Origin of the sequence: Serratia surfactantfaciens, assembly GCF_001642805.2 — a bacterium.
GTDB classification, from domain to species: Bacteria; Pseudomonadota; Gammaproteobacteria; order Enterobacterales; family Enterobacteriaceae; genus Serratia; species Serratia surfactantfaciens.
This window is the reverse complement of the sequence record NZ_CP016948.1, coordinates 4,312,488-4,331,148: the sequence shown is the minus strand read 5'-3', so window position 1 is coordinate 4,331,148 and position 18,661 is coordinate 4,312,488. Positions and strand designations below refer to the sequence as shown.

At 60.8% G+C, this 18,661-nt stretch carries 16 protein-coding genes; 5 read left to right on the top strand and 11 right to left on the bottom strand.

From position 1 onward, the window contains the following. Window positions 1-155: 155 nt before the first annotated feature. The gene (emrD, locus tag ATE40_RS20255; RefSeq protein WP_063918329.1) at window positions 156-1,340 is read left to right on the top strand and encodes a multidrug efflux MFS transporter EmrD; all 1,185 of its coding nucleotides are present in this window, start codon (window positions 156-158) and stop codon (window positions 1,338-1,340) included. Between the two features lie 30 nt (window positions 1,341-1,370). On the opposite strand, the gene glpX is transcribed toward emrD, so the two are convergent. The 3 genes from glpX to ATE40_RS20240 form a co-directional block, all read right to left on the bottom strand. Further along, window positions 1,371-2,381 carry a class II fructose-bisphosphatase gene (gene glpX, locus ATE40_RS20250; protein ID WP_019452233.1) on the bottom strand — a complete coding sequence of 337 codons (1,011 nt, stop codon included), beginning with the start codon at window positions 2,379-2,381 and terminating at the stop codon, window positions 1,371-1,373. Between the two features lie 127 nt (window positions 2,382-2,508). Further along, window positions 2,509-4,017, bottom strand: coding sequence for a glycerol kinase GlpK (gene glpK, locus ATE40_RS20245; protein ID WP_019452234.1), 1,509 nt, complete (start codon window positions 4,015-4,017; stop codon window positions 2,509-2,511). Between the two features lie 42 nt (window positions 4,018-4,059). Then, on the bottom strand, window positions 4,060-4,905 hold the full coding sequence (locus ATE40_RS20240) for an MIP/aquaporin family protein (RefSeq protein ID WP_025160371.1): 846 nt from the start codon (window positions 4,903-4,905) through the stop codon (window positions 4,060-4,062). A gap of 523 nt (window positions 4,906-5,428) precedes the next feature. Between ATE40_RS20240 and zapB the strand changes: the two genes are divergently transcribed. Then, window positions 5,429-5,668: a septal ring assembly protein ZapB gene (gene zapB / locus ATE40_RS20235; protein ID WP_004931092.1), complete on the top strand. Its 240-nt coding sequence runs from the start codon at window positions 5,429-5,431 to the stop codon at window positions 5,666-5,668. Window positions 5,669-5,728: 60 nt separating this feature from the next. Here the strand turns inward: zapB and rraA are convergent, their stop codons facing one another. The 7 genes from rraA to priA all read right to left on the bottom strand — a co-directional run bounded on the left by rraA (window position 5,729) and on the right by priA (window position 13,800). After that, complete coding sequence (gene rraA / locus ATE40_RS20230; protein ID WP_019452236.1) at window positions 5,729-6,214, bottom strand: ribonuclease E activity regulator RraA; 486 nt, start codon at window positions 6,212-6,214, stop codon at window positions 5,729-5,731. Between the two features lie 75 nt (window positions 6,215-6,289). Beyond that, window positions 6,290-7,207, bottom strand: a complete 918-nt coding sequence (locus ATE40_RS20225) for a 1,4-dihydroxy-2-naphthoate polyprenyltransferase (RefSeq protein ID WP_015379416.1) — start codon at window positions 7,205-7,207, stop codon at window positions 6,290-6,292. Between the two features lie 96 nt (window positions 7,208-7,303). Next, on the bottom strand, window positions 7,304-8,638 hold the full coding sequence (gene hslU / locus ATE40_RS20220) for an HslU--HslV peptidase ATPase subunit (RefSeq protein WP_004931086.1): 1,335 nt from the start codon (window positions 8,636-8,638) through the stop codon (window positions 7,304-7,306). 12 nt (window positions 8,639-8,650) lie between these two features. Then, window positions 8,651-9,181, bottom strand: coding sequence for an ATP-dependent protease subunit HslV (gene hslV / locus ATE40_RS20215; RefSeq protein ID WP_004931085.1), 531 nt, complete (start codon window positions 9,179-9,181; stop codon window positions 8,651-8,653). Between the two features lie 102 nt (window positions 9,182-9,283). Continuing rightward, complete coding sequence (ftsN, locus tag ATE40_RS20210; protein WP_063918330.1) at window positions 9,284-10,219, bottom strand: cell division protein FtsN; 936 nt, start codon at window positions 10,217-10,219, stop codon at window positions 9,284-9,286. A 65-nt stretch (window positions 10,220-10,284) separates the two neighbouring features. Next, window positions 10,285-11,313, bottom strand: coding sequence for a DNA-binding transcriptional regulator CytR (gene cytR / locus ATE40_RS20205; RefSeq protein WP_019452238.1), 1,029 nt, complete (start codon window positions 11,311-11,313; stop codon window positions 10,285-10,287). Window positions 11,314-11,604: 291 nt separating this feature from the next. Continuing rightward, the gene (gene priA / locus ATE40_RS20200; protein WP_025160369.1) at window positions 11,605-13,800 is read right to left on the bottom strand and encodes a primosomal protein N'; all 2,196 of its coding nucleotides are present in this window, start codon (window positions 13,798-13,800) and stop codon (window positions 11,605-11,607) included. 200 nt (window positions 13,801-14,000) lie between these two features. Here priA and rpmE point away from each other — a divergent pair, with 200 nt between their 5' ends. Further along, window positions 14,001-14,216: a 50S ribosomal protein L31 gene (gene rpmE / locus ATE40_RS20195; RefSeq protein ID WP_004931078.1), complete on the top strand. Its 216-nt coding sequence runs from the start codon at window positions 14,001-14,003 to the stop codon at window positions 14,214-14,216. Between the two features lie 77 nt (window positions 14,217-14,293). Here the strand turns inward: rpmE and metJ are convergent, their stop codons facing one another. Further along, window positions 14,294-14,611, bottom strand: a complete 318-nt coding sequence (gene metJ / locus ATE40_RS20190; RefSeq protein ID WP_004931076.1) for a met regulon transcriptional regulator MetJ — start codon at window positions 14,609-14,611, stop codon at window positions 14,294-14,296. A gap of 304 nt (window positions 14,612-14,915) precedes the next feature. Here metJ and metB point away from each other — a divergent pair, with 304 nt between their 5' ends. Then, a complete protein-coding gene (metB, locus tag ATE40_RS20185; RefSeq protein WP_060441468.1) occupies window positions 14,916-16,076 on the top strand; it encodes a cystathionine gamma-synthase in 1,161 nt (386 codons plus the stop codon). Between the two features lie 2 nt (window positions 16,077-16,078). Beyond that, on the top strand, window positions 16,079-18,514 hold the full coding sequence (locus ATE40_RS20180) for a bifunctional aspartate kinase/homoserine dehydrogenase II (protein WP_025160368.1): 2,436 nt from the start codon (window positions 16,079-16,081) through the stop codon (window positions 18,512-18,514). Window positions 18,515-18,661 lie beyond the last annotated feature (147 nt).

Here is an 18,661-nt window from a genome sequence, read left to right as displayed (position 1 = left end):
TTGCTGCCAGTGTGACCTGGATCAATATCTGTCTGAAACTCGCTAAAAAAATCAGATTTGATTAGTTTATGCCGCCATAGAGGGCTGCTCGCCGTTCTGGCTGCTGCAACGGCCATACCGGGACGCTGTGACGAGTTGAAACGTTAACGAAGATAATGAGAAAACTAGAGAATTTTCACCTGCTGGTGATGCTTGTTCTGTTGGTCGCCGTCGGCCAGATGGCGCAAACCATTTATGTTCCCGTTATTGCTGATATCGCTCACGATCTGTCGGTGCGCACCGGCGCCGTGCAGCGGGTGATGGCGGCGTATCTGCTGACCTACGGTTTTTCCCAGCTGATTTACGGGCCGATATCGGACCGTATCGGACGCCGCCCGGTGATCCTGACCGGCATGATGATCTTCCTGGTCGGTGCGCTGGGCGCGCTGCTGTCCACCAACCTGGCGATGCTGGTCGCCGCCAGCGCGATTCAGGGCATGGGCACCGGCGTGGCGGGCGTGATGGCGCGCACCATGCCGCGCGATCTGTATGCCGGTACTGCGCTGCGTTACGCCAACAGCCTGCTGAACATGGGGATTTTGGTCAGTCCGTTGCTGGCGCCGGTGATCGGCGGCGCGCTGGCGATGGTGTTCGGCTGGCGCGCCTGTTACGCCTTCCTGCTGGCGCTGTGCGCCTGCGTCGCCTTCGCCATGTTCCGCTGGCTGCCGGAGACCCGTCCGGTACAGACGGAAAAACGCCGCATGCTGGCCAGTTTCCGCCAGCTGCTGGGCGACAGCACCTTCAGCTGCTATCTGGTGATGCTGATCGGTGCGCTGGCGGGAATTGCGGTATTCGAGGCCAGCTGCGGCGTGTTGATGGGCGGCGTGTTGGGGCTGAGCGGCCTGACCGTCAGCATCCTGTTCATTCTGCCAATTCCGGCGGCGTTTTTCGGCGCCTGGTACGCCGGGCGCGACGGCAAGACCTTCCACACGCTGATGTGGCATTCGGTGATTAGCTGCCTGCTGGCGGGAGCGATGATGTGGATCCCGGGCTGGTTCGGCGTGATGAACATCTGGACGCTGATCGTGCCGGCCGCGCTGTTCTTCTTCGGCGCCGGCATGTTGTTCCCGCTGGCCACCACCGGAGCGATGGAGCCGTTTCCTTACCTGGCCGGCGCGGCGGGCGCGCTGGTGGGCGGCATGCAGAACATGGGGTCTGGTCTGGCGACCTGGCTGTCCGCCATGCTGCCGCAAACCGGGCAGTTCAGCCTCGGGCTGCTGATGTTCGCCATGGCGCTGTTGATCCTGCTGTGCTGGTGGCCGCTGTCCAACCGGATGCAGCATCAGGGTCATACCGCATAACCACAGGGCGCCATTCGGCGCCCTGTTTCGTTACAGCAGAAATTCGTGCAGCGCCGGGTCTTTGCGATCCAGATAGTGGGTTGAACGAATACGGCGGATGGTGCGCGATTTACCGCGGATCAACAGGGTTTCGGTGGTGGCCATGTTGCCTTTGCGGCTGATGCCTTCCAGCAGATCGCCTTTGGTGATGCCGGTGGCGGAGAAAATCACGTTATCGTTGCGCGCCATTTGATCCAGACGCAGCGCCTGACCGGCTTCGATGCCCATCTCCCGACAGCGCGCCAGCTCCTGTTCACCGATGCGGCGGTTTTCGGCGCTGTCGCCTTTCACTTCATGGCGCGGCAGCAAACGCGCCTGCATGTCGCCGTCCAGCGCGCGGATCACCGCGGCGGAGATCACCCCTTCCGGCGCGCCGCCGATGCCGTACATCACATCGACCTCGCTTTCCGGCATGCAGGTGAGAATGGAGGCCGCCACGTCGCCGTCAGGAATGGCGAACACCCGCACCCCCAACTGCTGCATCTGCGCGATGACGCCGTCGTGGCGCGGTTTGGCCAACACGATCACCGTCAGCTGCGACAAGGGTTTACCCAGCCGCGCGGCGACGTTCTGCAGGTTCTCCGCCAGCGGCAGGTTGATATCGATGGCGCCGCGCGCCGCCGGGCCAACCACCAGTTTCTCCATGTACATGTCCGGCGCGTGCAGGAAGGTGCCGCGATCGCCCACTGCCAAGACCGCCAGCGCGTTGGACTGGCCCATGGCGGTCATGCGGGTGCCTTCGATCGGATCGACCGCGATGTCCACCGCGTCGCCCTGGCCGGTGCCGACCTGCTCGCCGATATACAGCATCGGCGCTTCGTCGATTTCACCTTCGCCGATCACGATGCGGCCATCGATATCCACTTTGTTGAGCATGATGCGCATGGCGTGGACCGCCGCGCCGTCGGCGGCGTTCTTGTCGCCGCGTCCCAGCCATTTGTAGCCCGCCAGCGCGGCGGCTTCGGTAACGCGGGAAAATTCGATGGCTAATTCACGTTTCATGGCAAACCTGTCTGTGAGAAAGGGAAGAAAATATCGGCAAAGTTTATCACAGCGCGGCGGCGGCGGGGCGGGGCAAAAAAAAGCGCCGCCCGCAGGCAGCGCTTGTTGGAGGGCAACGGAAGCGGGATTACTCGTGATCTTCCCACGCCTGAGCGCGAGCCACCGCTTTTTTCCAGCCGCTGTAACGGTAGTTGCGTTCGGTGGTTTCGATGCTTGGGCGGAATTCGCGCTCAATCACCGCTTTGCTCTTCACCTCATCCAGATCGTTCCAGTAGCCGATGGCCAGGCCCGCCAGGAACGCCGCACCCAGCGCCGTCGATTCACGCACTTCAGGGCGCTCTACGCGGGTGCCGAGGATATCGGACTGGAACTGCATCAGGAAGTTGTTGGCGACCGCGCCGCCGTCCACGCGCAGCGATTGCAGGCGGGTGTTGGCGTCGGCTTGCATCGCGTCCAGCACATCGCGGGTCTGGAAGGCGATGGATTCCAGCGTGGCGCGGATGATGTGGTTGCTGTTGGCGCCACGGGTCAGACCGAAGATGGCGCCGCGGGCATACGGATCCCAGTAGGGCGCACCCAAGCCGGTGAAGGCCGGCACCACATAGACGCCGTTGCTGTCTTTCACCTTGGTGGCGAAGTATTCGGAGTCGGCGGCGTCGCTGATCAGTTTCAGCTCGTCGCGCAGCCACTGGATGGACGCACCGCCGATGAACACCGCGCCTTCCAGCGCATAGTTCACTTCGCCGCGCGGGCCGCAGGCGATGGTGGTCAGCAGGCCATTTTTCGAGCGCACCGCTTCTTTGCCGGTGTTCATCAGCAGGAAGCAGCCGGTGCCGTAGGTGTTCTTCGCCATGCCCGGTTGAACGCACAGCTGGCCGTACAGCGCTGCCTGCTGGTCACCGGCGATACCGGCGATAGGAATACGCGTGCCGCCTTTACCGCCGATGTTGGTCTGGCCGTACACTTCTGAGGAAGGACGGACTTTCGGCAGCATGGCGCGCGGGATATCCAGCACTTCCAGCATGCGCTCGTCCCAGTCCAGCTCGTGGATGTTGAACATCATGGTGCGTGAGGCGTTGGTGTAATCGGTAACGTGCACGCGCCCTTGGGTCATCTTCCACACCAGCCAGGTGTCGACGGTGCCGAACAGCAGTTCGCCGCGCTTGGCGCGTTCGCGGGCGCCTTCGACGTTGTCCAGGATCCACTTCACCTTGGTGCCGGAGAAGTACGGGTCAACCACCAGGCCGGTGTTGTGACGGATGTACTCTTCCAGGCCGTCGCGCTTGAGCTTCTCGCAGATGTCGGCGGTGCGGCGGCACTGCCAGACGATGGCGTTATAGATAGGCTTGCCGGTCTCTTTTTCCCAGACGATGGTGGTTTCGCGCTGGTTGGTGATGCCGATGCCGGCGATCTGATCGGAACTGATGTCGGCCTTCGCCAGCACTTCTACCAGCGTCGAGCTTTGCGACGCCCAGATCTCCATCGGGTCGTGCTCAACCCAGCCGGCTTTTGGGTAGATCTGCGGGAATTCGCGCTGCGATACCGCAACGATGTTGGCGTCGTGATCGAGCACGACGGCGCGTGAGCTGGTGGTCCCTTGGTCGAGTGCGACAATGTATTTTTTTTCTACAGTCATGGTAATTATCCTGCTGTTGTTAACCGTTTAAAACTGCACCAATCACGCTTTACGCTGCTGAGCCTTGGCGTCGGACTCTTCTTCCGTCACGCAGACGTCGCACGGCAGGTGGCGGCCAATCAGCGCGCGGTAACCGAAGGCGCCCAGGCCGCAGCCGACGATAGGCGCGAAGATCGGCACCAGGAAGTACGGGATGTCGCGTGCGCCGGTGAAGGCGACTTTGCCCCAGCCGGCCAGGTAGGCGAACAGTTTTGGCCCGAAGTCACGCGCCGGGTTCAACGCAAAGCCGGTCAATGGTCCCATGGAGGCGCCGATCACGGCAATCAGAATACCGATCAGCAGCGGCGCCAGCGGGCCGCGCGGAATGCCGTTGCCGTCGTCGGTCAGCGCCAGGATCAGGCACATCAGAATGGCGGCGATCACCGTTTCCACCAGGAAGGCCTGGCCGACGGAGATGTGTGCGTTAGGGTAGGTTGAGAAGATGCCGGCCAGTTCAAGGCTTTCGTTGCTGCCGCGCACCATATGGTGAGCCGCTTCGAAGTCGAAGAACAGGTTGTAGTACAACCCGTAGACCAGCGCGGCGGCGCAGAAGGCGCCGGCGACTTGCGCAATGATGTATGGCACCACTTTGCGTCCGTCGAAGCAGGCGAACAGCCACAGCGCGAGGGTGACCGCCGGGTTGAGATGCGCGCCGGAAATGGCGGCGGTCAGGTAGATGGCCATGGCGACGCCCAGGCCCCAAATGATGCTGATTTCCCACTGGCCGAAGCTGGCGCCCGCCAGTTTCAGTGCGGCAACGCAGCCTACGCCAAAGAAGATCAGCAGCGCCGTGCCGAGGAACTCGGCGATGCACTGGCCTTTTAATGTCGGACTGGTGGTTTGGCTCATAATGTTGGTGTCCTGCAAAACGGCGGTTGTTGGTTTATAGGCTCAGTTGGGTATACATCCGGCCTATGGGCACAGTTTTTTTCATCTCGTCCAATTATTGAATAAGGACGTGATGTAAATTTATCGTTAACGAACATAAACGAGAAATAGCGAAATCAAAATGTGTGTGGCGCGTCATAAAATTGAGCGATTTCGCGTCGTTTAGTGTTCTTTCTGAGCCATAAAAGTGTGATCTGACCAGTGGTTTGGCGAGGGTTGTTAACAACTCGCGACGACGGCGGCGGGGATTTTCAGTTTTTGCTGATGGCGGGGGCAGGAAAATTGCAACAGACTGCGCGATGATCCGGTATGTTGCTAGACAGGCGGAGACTGGCTACTTACAATCGTTTTTAACGAATCGAGACTGCGCGCCTTCCGTAACGGCGCGCGTCACTGAGCGCGATGCAATATTCGCAGTCGCTGCAGCCGACGTTGCGGCCGCTACTTATAGATGTACGCCTTGCTATCATGAGGGGACTGAAGCATGTCATTTGAAGTATTTGAGAAACTGGAAGCAAAAGTACAGCAGGCGATTGATACCATCACTCTGTTGCAGATGGAAATTGAAGAGCTGAAAGACAAAAACAACTCTCTGTCGCAGGAAGTTCAGGCTGCCTCCGGCAACCACGAAGCGTTGGTGCGCGAAAACCAACAGCTGAAAGAAGAACAGCACGTATGGCAAGATCGCCTGCGCGCGCTGCTGGGCAAGATGGAAGAAGTCTGATTCCTCACGCCATGCAGCAACGAAAAGGGCGCCTCAGGCGCCCTTTTTCATGACCGAAAATCACTCGATGTCGAGCGGGTCTTCGGAGAGGATGATGCCGGTGTTGTCGGCATACAGATGGTCGCCGGAGAAGAAGGTGACGCCACCGAAGTTGACGCGGATATCGCTTTCGCCCACGCCTTCGCTCACGGCTCCCGCCGGGATCGCCGCCATCGCCTGAATGCCGATATCGAGCTCTTCCAGATCGTCCACCTGACGCACCGCGCCGTACACCACGATGCCTTCCCATTCGTTCTGGGCGGCCAGGCGCGCCAACTCGGCGTTGACCAGCGCCCGGCGAACCGAACCGCCGCCGTCGACTAACAGCACGCGGCCGCGGCCGTTTTCTTCAAGCAGATCGAACAACAGGCCGTTATCCTCAAAGCATTTCACCGTGGTGATCTGCCCGCCAAATGAAGTACGCCCGCCAAAATTGGAGAACAGAGGTTCAACAACGTTCACCTCTTCATGATAGATGTCGCAAAGTTCGGAAGTATCGTATTTCATAGGATTTTACGTCTGTTTGCCGCTGGAATGTTCAGTATATCCCTTTATTCGCCCTGTTGGCAAAATCATCAGTTTTTAACTGAGCGCCACGCCGATGGCGAACAGCAGGTTGGCCAGCAGCGCCGCCTTGACCATGTGCTCCAGCATCGGCCGCATGCCGACCGGTGTCGGATCGCGCAGCACGCGCAGGCCGTGGCGCACCAGCAGCGGGATCGCCAGCACGAACAGCCAACCCCACGGGCTGTGGAGATTGAACAGCGTAAACAGCGCGAAACACAGCACCGCGCCGCCGAGCAGCAGGGCATGGTAAATGCGCGCCTTGTGCGGGCCGAGACGCACCGCCAACGTGTTCTTGCCGTTCTCGCGATCGCTCTCGATATCGCGCAGATTGTTGATGTTGAGCACCGCCGTCGCCAGCAGGCCGCAGGCGGTGGCCGGCAGCATCACGACGCTGTCGAAAGTGTGCGTTTGCAGATAATAGGTGCCGGCCACGCTCAGCCAGCCGAAGAATACCAACACCGAGATGTCGCCCAGCCCCAAATACCCGTAGGGCTTGTTGCCGACGGTGTAGGTGATGGCCGCCACGATGGACAGCCCGCCCAGCACCAGGAAGCCCACCACGTCGCTGGGTTGCTCGCAGGCGACGGCGATCAGCGAACAGCCGGCGAGGGCGATCAGCACCACCGTCACCACCAGCGCCCGTTTCATCTGCGCCTGGGTGATCATGCCTTTTTGCATGCCGCGCAACGGCCCGATGCGATCTTCTTTGTCGCTGCCTTTGACCGCATCGCCGTAGTCGTTCGCCAGGTTGGAGAGGATTTGCAGCAGGCCGGCGGTCAACAGCGCCAGCAGCGCCACTTCAGGTTTCAGGCTGCCGTGCCAGGCGGCGATCGCCGAGCCGACCACGATGGAGGCAAAGGCCAGCGGCAGGGTGCGGGGGCGTAGACTTTCCAGCCAGGCGGAGATCGGGGTGGTGGAGGTTGATGAGCTCATGTTTCGCTTCTGTCAGTAAGTTGCGGTGTCCGTTAGAAATAATTGTGGGAGGCAATGCCTCCCACACAGATGACTGACAAGACAATGATTGAGCGATTATAGGATAAAACGACTCAAATCTTCATCCGCCACCAGTTCATCCAGATGACTGCGCACGTAATCCGCATCAATTGTAATGGATTGGCCATTAATTTCACTCGCATCGTAGGAAATATCTTCCATCAGACGCTCCAGCACGGTGTGCAGACGACGCGCGCCGATGTTCTCGGTGCTTTCGTTGACCTGCCACGCGGCTTCGGCGATGCGGCGGATGCCGTCGGCGGTGAACTCGATATTGACGCCTTCGGTGCCCATCAGCGCTTTGTACTGCTCGGTCAGCGACGCGCTCGGCTCGGTCAGGATGCGCTCGAAGTCTTCGGTGGTCAGCGCCTGCAGCTCAACGCGAATCGGCAGACGGCCCTGCAGTTCCGGGATCAGATCCGACGGATTGGCGGTCTGGAACGCGCCGGAAGCGATGAACAGGATGTGATCGGTCTTCACCATGCCGTGCTTGGTCGACACGGTGCAGCCTTCCACCAGCGGCAGCAGATCGCGCTGCACGCCTTCGCGCGAGACGTCCGGGCCGGAGCTTTGGCCGCCGCGCTTACAGATTTTGTCGATCTCGTCGATAAACACGATGCCGTGCTGTTCAACCGCTTCGATCGCCTGCTCTTTCAGCTCTTCCGGGTTCACCAGCTTGGCGGCTTCTTCTTCCACCAGCAGCTTGAAGGCTTCTTTGATCTTCAGCTTGCGCGGTTTTTGCTTCTGGCCGCCGAGGTTCTGGAACATCGACTGCAGCTGGTTGGTCATCTCTTCCATGCCCGGAGGCGCCATGATTTCCACGCCCATCGGCGCGGCAGCCAGATCGATCTCGATCTCTTTGTCGTCCAGCTGGCCTTCGCGCAGTTTCTTGCGGAATGCCTGGCGGGCGGCGGACGGCTCCTGGTTTTCTTCCGGCTGGCCCCAGTTGTTCTTGGCCGGCGGGATCAGCACGTCGAGAATACGCTCTTCGGCCAACTCTTCGGCGCGGGTGCGGTTTTTCTCGATCGACTGCATGCGCACCATCTTGATGGCGGCATCGGTCAGATCGCGGATGATGGAGTCCACTTCTTTGCCCACATAGCCCACTTCGGTGAACTTGGTGGCTTCAACCTTGATGAACGGCGCGTTAGCCAGCTTCGCCAGGCGGCGGGCGATTTCGGTTTTACCGACGCCGGTCGGGCCGATCATCAGGATGTTTTTCGGGGTCACTTCGTGACGCAGCATCTCGTTGAGCTGCATCCGGCGCCAGCGGTTGCGCAGGGCAATGGCGACAGCGCGTTTGGCCTTGTTTTGGCCAATGATGTAGCTGTCCAGTTCGCTGACGATCTCGCGCGGAGTCATTTCAGACATGGTATTCGATCCTTACGCTTTGGAAGGCAATTCTTCAATGGTGTGGAAATGGTTGGTGTAAATACAGATATCGCCGGCGATGTTGAGGGATTTCTCAACGATGTCGCGGGCGCTCAGCTCGGTATTTTCCAACATGGCGCGGGCGGCGGCCTGAGCGTACGGGCCGCCGGAGCCGATGGCGATCAGATCGTTTTCCGGCTGCACCACATCGCCGTTGCCGGTGATGATCAGCGAAGCGGTTTCATCGGCGACCGCCAACAGCGCTTCGAGCTTGCGCAGCATGCGGTCGGTGCGCCAGTCTTTCGCCAGCTCGACGGCGGCTTTCACCAGGTGGCCCTGGTGCATTTCCAGTTTGCGTTCAAACAGTTCAAACAGCGTGAAGGCGTCAGCGGTGCCGCCGGCGAAACCGGCGATCACTTTGTCGTTATACAGGCGACGCACTTTCTTGACGTTCCCCTTCATCACCGTATTACCCAGGGTTGCCTGGCCATCACCACCGATGACGACCTGGCCGTTGCGGCGTACGCTTACAATTGTTGTCACGAGCAGACCCTCGTTAAAGACGGAAAGAAGTCCCCGCAGCGCCTGCTTTCGCAGACGCTACGAGGCATATTGACAGTATAGATGGGGGGGGATTGACGCTTTTCAACCCCCAACGGAGAGGGGAATGCAACTCGACATGCCGACGCCCTTCAGGCGCGAAAGGGTTTTGTCCGCGGCGGCGCGGCTGCTGTACGGGCCGAGCACCACGCGATTCCAACCGCCGCCGGCGGTGATGCGGCTCTCGATGCCCTCGAACGCCAGGCGCGCCCGCACGGATTCAGCCTGATCGGTGGCGCGGAACGAACCGCATTGCACCATCCACTTCTGTTTCGATTCCGGTTTGGTTTCCTGCTTGGCCGTTTCCTGCTTCACTTCCGGTTTGGGCTCCGGCTTCGGTTGCGGCTTCGGCTCAGGCTGTTTCACCTGTACCGGTTGCTGGGTGGCCGGCTTCGGCTGCTGATGCTGCTGCACCGGCGCAGTGGTGGCGCCGTTGTTGAACGGGTTGCGCGGCGCCTGGGTGACCTGCTGCGGTTGCTGTACCGGCTGCTGCTGCATTTGCTGTTGTTGCATCTGCTGCTGCTGGCGATTGCTGCGCGCGTTGGCCTGGCCCGGATCGTTATACGGCACTTCGTTCAGCTGCGTCGGGCGCTGCTGCATGTCGGCCTGCATCTGCTCCAGCAGTTGCCGTTGTTCGGCGGTCAGCTGAGTTTTGGAATTGAGCTCGCCGCCGGCCGTCGGCTCGGTCGGGGTTTGCACGCCGATCTGCCGGTTTTCCAGCTCTTTGATATAACGCCAGCGCTCTTCCGGCTTCGGCGGCAGGCCGTTGCCCGGGCGCGTGGTGTGCGCAGGCAACAACGGCGCGTCTTCCGGCTTGTTGTGCGTAATGAAATAGAGGCCACCGACAAAGATAACCAGCAACGCGGCGGCTAACGCCAGCACGGTTTTGGAAACCTTCGGAGAACTGCGTTTTTTACGGCTGGGGGTTTTACGCTTAGCTCCTGCTGCGCGCCCACGGCTTACATAGTCTTTTTGTGCCACTATTATTCCGCTGTGTCCTGATGAGAGGATAAGTCCGTCATGTTACTGAACCCTAAAATATTTGACTAGCGTTTCGGGGCAGCGGTGCTGCCTCTGATAATCAATTCACTGTCCAATAGCCGGGAGCCGCTGGCCACCGTTTGGCCGTTCAACTGCTCCAGCAGCAGCAACATCGCCTGCTGGCCGATCTGGAAGCGCGGCTGCGCCACCGTGGTCAGCGGCGGATCGCAATACTGCGCCAGCTTGAGGTCGTCAAAGCCGACGATCGACAGATCCTGCGGTACCCGCAGCCCCATTTTTTTCGCCTGGGACAGCACGCCGATCGCCATGACGTCGCTGTGGCAGAACACCGCCGTCGGCGGTTTCGGCTGAGCCATCAGCATCGCCAGCGCTTGCGCGCCGGCTTCGTAGGTAAAATCACCCCGGGTAATATAGCTGCTTTCGACGGTAATGCCATTACGACGTAGCGCTTGAACGTAACCCTGCAGCCGATAATGGCTCAATGGCATCTGTTCCGGCCCGGCGACGCAGGCGATCTGCCGGTGGCCCAGCTGATGCAAATAATGCACGGCTTCAAAGGCGGCGGTCAGGTTGTCGATATGCACCGTCGGCAGCTCCAGCTCGGGAGCGAACTCGTTGGCCATCACCATCGGCGGCAGGTTGCGCTGCTCTTCCTTGCTGGCGTCGAACGGCAGGTTGGAGCCCAGCAGCAGCATACCGTCGATCTGCTTGGTGATGATCAGATTGACGAAGGTGCGCTCTTGCTGGTTCTGCTGCGCGCAGTCGCCGATCAGCACCAGATAGCCTTGCTGGGCGGCGGTCTGTTCGATCCCCTGGATCACGTCGGCGAAAAACGGATCGCAGATGTCGGGTACGATCACCAGGATGGTGCGGGATTCGTTGCGCTTGATATTGCGTGACAGAGCATGAGGAGAATAACCCACGGCCAGGACGGCCTGTTCCACTTTCTGGCGCGTCGGCGTTGACACCTTTTCCGGGTTCATCAGCGCACGCGATACGGTAGCCGTTGAAACGCCCGCCATTTCGGCGACGTCTTTCATGGTCGCCATGGATAACTCTTTCTTGTGTTCCAACGCCTTTCTCCTTGCGTCAGCGCCATGCCGACGCCGCTACTGCTGTTTGCTCACAATGTCCGGCATGCGGTGGCGGGATTGTTGTCATTGAGCGCCACTCGCGTTCGGGCATTCCGTCGCGCTGCGATGTGGCGACAAAATTTGCCCTCGCAGACATTCTAAACAGAATACGCCCCGCCTTTGTTACCTAATTTGCATAAAAAATGTGACCTGAGAAGGTTTTTTAGCGTTCGCTCGCAATTTAAAGGGTAAACGTTTGCACTGCGGCAGCTAAATCGGACTTTTCCGGGATCAACTGTCGATCGGATCGACATCCAGCGTCCATTTCACCTTGCGCGTTTGCGGCAGGGTGCCGATCAGCGGCAGCGAACTTTTCATCAGCTGTTGCAGGACGCGCCGCGCAGGATGCTGCAGCAGCAGCTGCCAGCGGAAACGGCCGCCGCGTTTGGACTGCAGCGCCGGCACCGGGCCCATCACCCACAGCGAGTCGTCCTTCAGCGGGCTGGCTTCCAGCAGGTTGCGCAGTTGCTGCAGGAACAGCGGGGCCTGCTGGTTATCGTGGTCTTCGGCGCGCACGATGATGTGGCTGGTATAGGGCGGCAGGAACACGCTGTTGCGCTCCGCCAGCGTCTGTTTGGCGAAGGCGTCGTAACCCTGTTGCAGCAGCACCTGCAGCAGCGGGTGCTCTGGATGGTGGGTTTGCAGCAGCACTTCCCCCTGTTTGCCCGCCCGGCCGGCGCGCCCGGAGACTTGGGTGTACAGCTGAGCGAAACGCTCGGCGGAGCGGAAGTCGGCGGAGAACAGCGCGCCGTCGACATCCAGCAACGCCACCAGCGTGACGTCGGGAAAGTGGTGGCCCTTGGCCAGCATCTGCGTGCCGATCAGAATGCGCGCTTCGCCGCGATGGATATCCGCCAGGTGCTGTTCCAGCGCCCCTTTGCGGCTGGTAGTATCGCGATCGATACGGGTGATCGGCGTGTCGGGGAACAGCGGCGCCAGCTCCTGCTCCAGCTGTTCGGTGCCGACGCCGACTGACACCAGGTGGGTCGAGCCGCACTGCGGGCACTGGTGCGGTACCGGCCGCTGGCTGTCGCAGTGGTGGCAGCGCAGCTGGCGCTGATGCTGGTGGAAGGTGTAGTAGTGATCGCAGCGTTGGCATTCGGCGATCCAGCCGCACTCGTGGCACAGCAGCGCCGGGGCGTAACCGCGGCGGTTAAGGAACAGCATCACCTGATTGCCGGCTTTTAAATGGTGCTGCATGCTTTTTAAAAGCGGCTGCGACAGGCCGACCTTCAGCGGCAGCCCTTTCAGATCGATCAGGTGCTGCGCCGCCGGTTTGGCGTTGCCCGCACGCTGGGTGAGCTTCAGCTGGCGATATTTGCCCAGCTGCACGTTGTGCAGCGTTTCCAGTGCCGGCGTGGCGGAGCCCATCACCATCGGGATGTCCTCCTCCCGGGCGCGGAATACCGCCAGATCGCGGGCGTGGTAGCGCCAGCCTTCCTGCTGTTTATAAGAGCTGTCGTGCTCTTCGTCGATGATGATCACGCCCAGCTGGCGGAACGGCGTGAACAGCGCCGAACGGGTGCCGATGACGATGGCGGCTTCGCCGCTGCGCGCGCGCAGCCAAACCGCTAGCCGCTCGCTGTCGTTTAGCCCGGAGTGCAGCACGTCCACCGGCGCGTTGAAGCGCTCGCGAAAACGGGCGATGGTTTGCGGCGTCAGGCCGATTTCCGGCACCAGTACCAGCGCCTGCCGGCCTTTGGCCAGCACGTTCTCCAGCACGCTGAGGTACACCTCGGTCTTGCCCGAGCCGGTCACACCGGCCAGCAGCCAGGCGGCGAACTGTTCATCCTCGCTTCTGATCGCCCCGACGGCGGTGGCCTGTTCGGTATTCAGCCGCAGCCGCTCGCCGAGTACCGCGAAGTTGGGGCGCCAGTCTTGCGTGTCCGCGACCTGAGCGCGCAGATCGATCAACCCTTTGGCGCGCAGCGCCTGCAGGGCGCTTTCCGTCAGCTCCAGCTGACTGACCTGATGGCGATAGACCGGGCGTTGCAGCAGCGCCGCCAGCGCCTGCTGCTGTTTCGGCGCGCGTTTCAGACTGTCGGGCGGCGTGGCACGCCCTTGCTCGGTGGCGAACCACTGCCATAGCGGCGCGGCTTCGGCAGGTTTGCCTTGCCGCAGCAGGATCGGCAGCGCGTGGAACAGTACTTCGCCGATAGGATAATGGTAGTAATCGCTGGCCCAGCGCAGGATGCGCCACAGGCTAGGGGAGAACAGCGATTCGCTGTCGATCACGCTGTCGATCGGTTTGAGCTTGTCCAGCGGCAGTTCGCTGGTGTCGCTGCAGCCGGTGACGATGCCGATCGCATGCTGCCTGCCCCAGGGCACGCCTACGCGCGCGCCGGCCACCGGCTGCATGCCGGGCGGCAGCAGATAGTCGAAGGTGCGGGCGAGGGGGACCGGCAAAGCAACGTGTACGACGGGCATGATCTCATCCAAATTGAAAAAAAGAGGGCATCAGTTTACACGGCGCATCGGCAAATGTACGGTTCCGATTGCGCGCCCCGGCTAATGCTGTATAATTTGCCGCCTTTGGTATAATTCGATACCAAAATTCTATTATCAACCACGTGTGGTGTCTGGCGAAACAGGGCTGGATAGCGACACGGCCTTAACTGAGGTTTCCCATGAAACAAGGTATCCACCCAAAATACGAAGAAGTTACTGCTAACTGCTCTTGCGGTAACGTGATGAAGATCCGCTCCACCGTGGGCCACGATCTGAACCTGGACGTTTGTGGCGCATGCCACCCGTTCTACACTGGCAAGCAGCGTGACGTTGCTACCGGTGGCCGCGTTGACCGCTTCAACAAGCGTTTCAGCGTACCAGGCGCTAAGAAATAAGATTTCTTATCGTCCGATGAAAAAGGCGCCCTGGGCGCCTTTTTTCGTTTCTGCCGCCGGCGTTCGCCGGGCGGTTCTCAATATTCCCAGGTATCGGGATCGACACCCAGTTCGCGCATCAACGCTTTTGCGGCTTCCGGAATTTCATCGCTGCGCTCTTTGCGCAGGTCTTCATCATTCGGCAGCGGCTGGCCGGTAAAGGCATGCAGAAACGCTTCGCACAGCAGTTCGCTGTTGGTGGCGTGGCGCAGGTTGTTGACCTGGCGACGGGTCCGTTCGTCGGTGAGGATTTTCAGGACCTTCAGCGGAATGGATACCGTGATCTTTTTGACTTGCTCGCTTTTTTTACCGTGTTCAGCGTAAGGGCTGACATACTCGCCGTTCCACTCAGCCATGGGACACCTTAACTTTGTCAGAAAAATTACAAAATTCTAAAAACCGGGCAATTATGCCCGATCTTCACTGTTCTCACTAAATAAATGTCAATTTTACGCGACCAGGGTCACTGAATGCCCCGCTTCGGCCGGGCATTGTGGCTCAACATCTTATCGTCATGTCATATCGGCATAATTTTAGCGGGTATTGTGCCATTGCTCAATCTATACGCAGAGAAGTTTAGATGTCCAGATGTATTGACGTCTATCAATCCTGCGATTACTCTTTAGGCCTCATTCACCGAACCGAGAGCCGAGCGAGCCCATGACGCGTAAACCAGCCACGATTGCCGTACGCAGCGGCCTGAACGACGACGAACAGTATGGCTGCGTTGTCCCGCCGATTCATCTGTCCAGCACCTATAACTTTACCGACTTCAACCAACCCCGAGCCCATGACTACTCGCGCCGCGGCAACCCGACGCGCGACGTGGTGCAGCGCGCGTTGGCGGAGCTGGAAGGCGGTGCCGGCGCGGTCATGACCGGCAGCGGCATGTCGGCGATCCATCTGGTGACTACAGTGCTGCTGAAGCCCGGCGATCTGCTGGTGGCGCCGCACGACTGCTACGGCGGCAGCTATCGGTTATTCGACAGTTTGAGCAAGCGCGGCGCCTATCGGGTGCTGTTCGTCGATCAGGGCAATGAAGAAGCCCTGCAGCAGGCGCTGGCGCAAAAGCCCAAGCTGGTGCTGATTGAAAGCCCCAGCAATCCGCTGCTGCGGGTGGTGGACATCGCGGCGATCTGCACCGCCGCGCACGCTGCGGGTGCGTTGACGGTGGTGGACAACACCTTCCTCAGCCCGGCCCTGCAACAGCCGATCGAACTCGGCGCCGATCTGGTGGTCCATTCTTGCACCAAATACCTGAACGGACATTCGGACGTGGTGGCCGGCGCGGTGATCGCCAAAGATCCCGAGCTGGCGGTCGAACTGGCCTGGTGGGCGAACAACATCGGCGTGACCGGCGGCGCGTTCGACAGCTATCTGCTGCTGCGCGGCATGCGCACGCTGTCGCCGCGCATCAAGGCGGCGCAACAAAACGCCGAAGCGATTGTCGGCTATTTACAGCAGCAACCGCTGGTGAAAAAGCTGTATCATCCTTCCCTGCCGGAAAATCCGGGGCATGAGATCGCCCGCCGGCAGCAGCGCGGTTTCGGCGCGATGCTGAGTTTTGAACTGGACGGCGATGAAGCGGTGCTGCGCCGTTTTCTTTCTGCCCTTGAGCTGTTTACTCTGGCAGAATCGCTGGGCGGCGTAGAAAGCCTGATCTCGCATGCAGCGACCATGACCCACGCCGGTATGGCGGCGGAGGCGCGGGCAGCGGCCGGCATCTCCGAGAGCCTGCTGCGCATTTCCGTGGGTATTGAAGACAGTGAAGATTTGATTGCCGATCTGGAACGCGCTTTCCAGGCGGCGGCAACGAGGTAAGCATGAATGCAATTGCTGTAGCAGGGCCGGTGAGCGGGCGTCAACTGCACAAGTTTGGCGGCAGCAGTCTGGCGGATGTGAAGTGTTATCTGCGTGTGGCCGGGATTATGGCGGAATACAGCCAGCCGGGCGACATGATGGTGGTATCGGCCGCCGGCAGTACCACCAACCAGTTGATCAACTGGCTGAAGCTCAGCCAGAGCGATCGCCTGTCTGCGCACCAGGTGCAGCAGACGTTGCGTCGTTATCATAGCGATCTTATCGGCGGCCTGCTGCCGCCGGAAAGCGCCGAGCCGCTGATCGCCGAATTCATTCAGGATCTGGAACGTCTGGCGGTGCTGCTGGACGGCAAAGTCGACGACGTGTGCTATGCCGAAGTGGTCGGGCACGGCGAGATCTGGTCGGCGCGCCTGATGGCGGCGGTGCTTAATCATCTGGACATGCAGGCGGCCTGGCTGGATGCGCGTGATTTCCTGCGCGCCGAGCGCGCCGCGCAGCCGCAGGTGGATGAAGGCCGTTCTTACCCGCTGCTGCAACAATTGCTGGCCCAACATCCGGGCAAACGCCTGGTGGTGACCGGCTTCATTTCGCGCAACGACGCCGGGGAAACCGTGCTGTTGGGGCGTAACGGCAGCGACTACTCCGCCACTCAGGTCGGCGCGCTGGCCGGTGCTGCGCGCGTCACCATCTGGAGCGACGTAGCCGGGGTATACAGCGCCGATCCGCGCAAGGTGAAAGACGCCTGCCTGCTGCCGCTGCTGCGTCTGGACGAAGCCAGCGAGCTGGCGCGTCTGGCTGCGCCGGTGTTGCACACCCGCACCCTGCAGCCGGTCTCCGGCAGCGATATCGATCTTCAGCTGCGTTGCAGCTACCAGCCGGAGCAGGGCTCGACGCGCATCGAGCGCGTATTGGCTTCCGGCACCGGCGCCAAGATTGTCACCAGCCACGACGATGTGTGCCTGATTGAACTGCACGTCGCCGCTCAGCATGATTTCAAACTGGCGCAGAAAGAGTTGGATCTGGTGCTCAAGCGTGCGCAGATCAAACCGCTGGCGGTGGGGATCCACCCTGACCGCAACCTGGTGCAGCTGTGCTATACCTCCGAGGTGGTCAATAGCGCGCTGGCAACGCTGCAGGCCGCCGCGCTGCCGGGCGAGCTGCGCCTGCGCGAAGGGTTGGCGCTGGTGGCGATGGTCGGCGCCGGGGTGTGCAAGAACCCGCTGCACAGCCACCGTTTCTATCAGCAACTGAAAGATCAGCCGGTCGAGTTTATCTGGCAGGCGGAAGATGGCATCAGCCTGGTGGCGGTATTGCGCCAGGGGCCGACCGCGCTGCTGATCCAGGGGCTGCACCAAAGCCTGTTCCGCGCCGAGAAGCGCATCGGTCTGGTGCTGTTCGGCAAGGGCAACATCGGCTCGCGCTGGCTGGAGCTGTTCGCCCGCGAGCAGACCAATATTTCCGCGCGCAGCGGCTTCGAATTTATCCTGGCGGGGGTGGTGGACAGCCGCCGCAGCCTGCTGAATTACGACGGGCTGGACGCCAGCCGCGCGCTGGCGTTCTTTGAGGACGAAGCGCAGGAGCTGGACGAAGAGTCGCTGTTCCTGTGGATGCGCGCGCACCCGTTCGACGATCTGGTGGTGCTCGACGTGACCGCCAGCGAAGAGCTGGCCGGGCAGTATCTGGACTTCGCCAGCTACGGTTTCCACGTGATCAGCGCCAACAAGCTGGCGGGTGCCTCGTGCAGCGCGACCTATCGCCAAATTCGCGACGCCTTCGCCAAAACCGGCCGCCACTGGCTGTACAACGCCACCGTCGGCGCCGGCCTGCCGGTCAACCACACGGTGCGCGATCTGCGCGACAGTGGCGACAGCATTTTGGCGATCAGCGGCATCTTCTCCGGCACGCTCTCCTGGCTGTTCCTGCAGTATGACGGCACGGTGCCGTTCACCGAGCTGGTGGATCAGGCCTGGCAGCAGGGGCTGACCGAACCGGATCCGCGGGTCGATCTCTCCGGTCAGGACGTGATGCGCAAGCTGGTGATCCTGGCGCGCGAAGCGGGCTACGACATCGAGCCGAATCAGGTGCGGGTCGAGTCGCTGGTGCCGGCGGGCTGCGAGCTGGGTTCCGTCGATCAGTTCTTCGAGAACGGCGAGGCGCTGAACCAGCAGATGCAGCAGCGCTTTGAGGCCGCCAGCGAAATGGGCCTGGTGTTGCGCCACGTGGCGCGTTTCGACGCCAACGGCAAGGCGCGGGTCGGCGTTGAGGCCGTGCGTCCTGAGCATCCGCTGGCCTCGCTGCTGCCGTGCGACAACGTGTTCGCCATCGAGAGCCGCTGGTATCGCGATAATCCACTGGTGATCCGCGGGCCGGGCGCCGGTCGCGACGTGACCGCCGGGGCGATCCAGTCAGACCTTAACCGGTTGGCGCAGCTGCTTTAATCCTCTGCGGGCGCGGGTTCACCGCGCCCCTTTGCTTTTCCTGCCATACTTATCCTTGTCGCTATCATGAAATTCCCTCTTTGAGCGGGTGAGGATTAATCATCTTATTCCCCTCATTTTCCTGTTGACTCTTTAGCCAACATGCGG